This window comes from Thermomonas sp., assembly GCF_020850895.1.
Classification (GTDB): Bacteria; Pseudomonadota; Gammaproteobacteria; order Xanthomonadales; family Xanthomonadaceae; genus Thermomonas.
The window spans coordinates 1-4,126 of record NZ_JADZDS010000080.1; the positions used below are offsets into that span (position 1 = coordinate 1).

Annotated in this window: 7 protein-coding genes; all 7 read left to right on the forward strand. The window is 66.5% G+C overall.

Annotated elements, in window-relative coordinates:
- Positions 1-579 carry a heme ABC exporter ATP-binding protein CcmA gene (gene ccmA, locus IT472_RS07520; RefSeq protein ID WP_297180483.1) on the forward strand — a complete coding sequence of 193 codons (579 nt, stop codon included), beginning with the start codon at positions 1-3 and terminating at the stop codon, positions 577-579.
- On the forward strand, positions 576-1,247 hold the full coding sequence (gene ccmB / locus IT472_RS07525) for a heme exporter protein CcmB (RefSeq protein WP_297180485.1): 672 nt from the start codon (positions 576-578) through the stop codon (positions 1,245-1,247). Before ccmA ends, ccmB begins: the two co-directional genes overlap by 4 nt.
- 133 nt (positions 1,248-1,380) lie before the next feature.
- Positions 1,381-1,956 carry an azurin gene (gene azu / locus IT472_RS07530; RefSeq protein ID WP_297180487.1) on the forward strand — a complete coding sequence of 192 codons (576 nt, stop codon included), beginning with the start codon at positions 1,381-1,383 and terminating at the stop codon, positions 1,954-1,956.
- Between the two features lie 187 nt (positions 1,957-2,143).
- On the forward strand, positions 2,144-2,896 hold the full coding sequence (locus tag IT472_RS07535) for a heme ABC transporter permease (RefSeq protein ID WP_297180494.1): 753 nt from the start codon (positions 2,144-2,146) through the stop codon (positions 2,894-2,896).
- The gene (locus IT472_RS07540; RefSeq protein ID WP_297180488.1) at positions 2,893-3,069 is read left to right on the forward strand and encodes a heme exporter protein CcmD; all 177 of its coding nucleotides are present in this window, start codon (positions 2,893-2,895) and stop codon (positions 3,067-3,069) included. The genes IT472_RS07535 and IT472_RS07540 overlap by 4 nt, the downstream gene beginning before the upstream one ends.
- A gap of 11 nt (positions 3,070-3,080) precedes the next feature.
- Entirely contained in the window at positions 3,081-3,560 is a 480-nt protein-coding gene (gene ccmE, locus IT472_RS07545; RefSeq protein WP_297180490.1) for a cytochrome c maturation protein CcmE, read from the forward strand.
- Positions 3,561-3,593: 33 nt separating this feature from the next.
- A partial coding sequence (gene ccsA, locus IT472_RS07550) for a cytochrome c biogenesis protein CcsA (protein ID WP_297180492.1) occupies positions 3,594-4,126 on the forward strand: 533 nt, incomplete at its 3' end.

Genomic DNA, 4,126 nt, shown 5'->3' on the forward strand with positions numbered 1-4,126 from the left:
CTGCCCGTGTTCGGGCCGCTGGAATTCACGGTCGGTGCCGGCGAGGCCTTGCTGGTGCAGGGCGACAACGGTGCAGGCAAGACCACCCTGCTGCGGGTACTGGCAGGCCTGCTGCGCGCCGATGCCGGCACGATGGAAATCGAGTCGATACCCGCCGATCAGCTGCGTCGAGCCAACCACATGGCCTACCTCGGCCATCTGCCCGGCTTGAAAGCGGACCTGAGCGCGCTACAGAACCTGCGATGCCTGGGTGGCTTGCACGGCCAGCGAATCGGCCAATCCGTGGACGCCGCGATGGCCCTGGTCGGGCTTGCCGGATTCGAGGACGCGGCTGTGCGGACGCTGTCTGCGGGGCAGAAGAAGCGGCTCGGGCTGGCACGTCTGTGGCTGTCGCCGGCACCGCTGTGGTTGCTTGACGAACCCTATGCCAACCTCGATCTGGAAGGCATCCGCCTGGTCAATCGCATGGTCGAAGCGCATCTCGCCGAAGGCGGCGCGGCGCTGATCACCACCCACGGCGCCTATGCCGCACCGCCGGTGCGTACCCGTCTGTTGGAACTGCGACGCGCCCCGGCATGATGCTGCAAGCCGCCCGCGCGCTGATGCTCCGCGATCTGCAGCTTTTGTGGGCGCGTCGTGGTGACGCCTTGCAACCGGCGCTGTTTGCGTTGTTGACGGTGGTGTTGTTCGCGCTGGCGCTCGGTGGCAATGCGAAATCACTCGCCCCGGTGGCCTCGGCAGTGCTCTGGCTGGCGGTGTTGCTGGCGGGATTGCTGGCGCTGGACAGCCTGTTCCGTGGTGATCTCGAAGACGGCTCGCTGGAACAATGGATGCTGGCACCGGTGCCACTGTGGTGGCTGGTGCTGGTGCGCACCCTGATGCATTGGCTCACCACCGCCCTGCCGGTGATCGTGGTGGTTCCCTTGCTGGGGGAGTTGCTCTATCTGCCGCATGCGCAACTGCCCACATTGCTGGCCTCGCTCCTGCTCGGCACGCCGATCCTGAGCCTGCTGGGCGCGGTGGTCGCCGCGCTGACCGTGGGCATGCGCCGCGCAGGCATTCTGCTGGCCCTGCTGGCGTTGCCCTTGTATGTGCCGGTGCTGGTGTTCGGCGCAGGCGCGGTCTATGCCCAGGCTCAAGGGCTGGATGCCAGCGGCGCGCTGCTGCTCTTGGGTGCGGGCTTGGTGCTGGCCCTGCCGTTGGCCCCGATGACGGCCGCCGCTGCCCTGCGAATCGCCCATTCCTGAGTTCCCGACGACACCCATCGATGACCGATCCACAGTCCGCTTGAGATGGATCAATGCCACCTTAACAATGTCGCATGGAGAATGGGCCGCTGGCCTGAATGGGCCAGTCCTACGACTCAATGGAGTATTCCCAATGACGTTCCGCCAGGTTCTCCTCACCAGCGCCGTGGCGCTGGCTCTGTCCGCGTGTGGCCAGTCCAGCGCGCCTGCCGCCGACAGCACTGCGCCCGCGGCTGCTCCCGAAGCGGCCGCTGCTCCCGCTGCCGCTCCGGACGCCGCCCCGACTGCGGCACCGGAATCCGCCACCCCCACCAAACCGGCCACGGTTGCCAATTGCGCCACCACCATCGAGGCCAATGACCAGATGCAGTACAACGCCGATTCGATCACCGTGCCGGCCAGCTGCACCCAATTCACGATCAACCTCAAGCACGTCGGCACCATGGCTGCCAATGTCATGGGCCACAACGTCGTCATTGCGACGCAGGCCAACATGGAAGGCATCGACCAAGACGGCGCTGGCGTGACGCCGGACCACGTCAAGGCCGACGACGCCCGCGTGATCGCGCACACCAAGGTCATCGGCGGCGGCGAATCCACGTCCGTCACCTTCGACGTGGCCAGGATCAAGGATGGTGGGCCATTCAAGTTCTTCTGCACATTCCCGGGTCACATGACCCTCATGCAGGGCAGCATCCAGGTCCAGTGAGCGATCATGGCGCGGGGCGGATGCGTCCCGAAACGAACCCAGGCAGGGCGGCGCACAGGCGGGCCCTGCCGATTTCTTCGAGGATCATTGCCACGCCCTGGCCTGCACACCGGCGGACGCCCATGTGGGCTGGTATCCTAGACGGATAGCCCGCGGCGGCATGCGCGCCGCCTTCGCACAGGCCACGATGTCCCCGCTGATCCGCTGGTTCCACCAACTCGGCTCGCCGCCGTATTTCGATGCATTCGCCGCCCGCTGGGCGCCTTGGGCGTACCTGTCGGGCCTGCTGGCGATCGCCATCGGCGTGTACGGCGCGTTGTGGCAGGTTCCGGCCGATTACCAGCAGGGTGACAGCTTTCGGATCCTCTACATCCACGTGCCTTCGGCATGGATGAGCATGGGCATCTTCGCCCTGATGGCGCTGTATTCCGCGATCGCGCTGGTGTGGCGGATCAAGCTCTGCGAGATCCTCGCGATGGCCTGTGCGCCCCCCGGCGCGGCGTTCACCGCCGTCACCCTCGCCACCGGCGCGATCTGGGGCAAGCCGATGTGGGGCACTTGGTGGAGCTGGGACCCGCGCCTGACCACCGAGTTGATCCTGCTGTTCCTCTATCTGGGCGTGATGGGCCTGTACGCCGCCATTGATGATCGCCGCAATGCCGCCCGCGCCGCCGGTCTGCTCGCCATCGTCGGGGTTGCCCTGCTGCCGGTGATCCGCTGGTCGGTGGTGTGGTGGAACTCCCTGCACCAAGGCCAGACCATCGTCCTGTTTGGCAAATCGCACATGGACCCGAGCATGCTGCCGCCGCTGTGGTGGATGGTCGCCGGCACCCATCTGTGGTTCATCGGCTCGTTGCTGGCGCGTGCGCGCGCCGACAACCTGCGCCGCGAAGCCGGCAAGCACTGGACCACCCGGCTCGCCTGCGGGGACACGCCATGAGCTACCGCGATTACGTGATCGCCGCCTACGCGGTGTTCGCGGTGATGCTGGCCTGGGATTACCTGATACCCAAGCTGTTGCTGCGCGCCTCCCTGCGTGCGATCCGCCTGCGCGAGCGACGGACACTGGCGGCGCAGGCCCAGACGTCCGACGCGCCCTTGTCGCGCGACTGAGTTCACGACGCATGCATCCCACCCGCAAACGCCGCCTGATCCTCGTGATCGCCCTGCTCGCCGCCGCCGGGATCGCAACGGCCTTGGCTGCTCTGGCGCTGCAACGCAATGCCGCCTACCTGTATACGCCGCATGAAGTACTCGACGGCAGCGCCGGCAGCGGCGTGAGCAGCGGACAATCGCGCTTCCGCCTCGGCGGCATGGTCGCGGCCGGTTCGTTCCGACGCGCACCCGGCTCAATGGAAGCACATTTCCTGGTCGATGACGGCGATGCCAAATTGCCGGTGGTCTACACCGGGATCCTGCCCGACCTGTTCCGTGAAAACCAATCGGTGGTCGCCACCGGCCGCATGCGCGGCGGCGTGTTCGTGGCCGAGGAAGTGCTGGCCAAGCACGATGAGGCCTACATGCCCAAGGAAGTGGCCGACAAGATGGCCGAGGCGCATCAGCGCCACCATGTGCAGACCGCGCCAGCGGAGGCATCGCCTTGATCCACGCTTCGGCAACGATGACCGGTCGCACCGATGCTGCCTGAACTCGGCCAATTCGCGCTGGCGCTCGCGCTGATGGTCGCGCTGATGCAGGCGTCGTTGCCGCTGCTGGGCGCGCATCACAACCATGCCGCGCTGATGGCGGTGGCGCGGCCCGCGGCCTACCTGCAATTGCTGCTGGCGGGCTTGGCCTTTGCGGTCTTGGCCCACGCCTTCGTGGTCGGTGATTTCTCGGTGAAATACGTCGCCGACAATTCCAACTCATTGCTGCCGACGATCTACCGCATCACCGCAGTCTGGGGTTCGCACGAAGGTTCATTGTTGCTTTGGGCGCTGGTGCTGGCGCTCTGGACCGCGGCCGTGGCGCGGTACTCGCAGGCATTGCCCCCGGCAACCGTGGCCCGCGTGCTGGGCGTGATGGGGATCATCTCCGTCGGCTTTCTCGCCTTCCTGATCTTCACCAGCAATCCGTTTGCACGCATCCTGCCCGCCGCCGGCGACGGCAACGACCTCAATCCGCTGCTGCAGGATCCCGGCCTGATCGTGCATCCGCCCATCCTGTACGC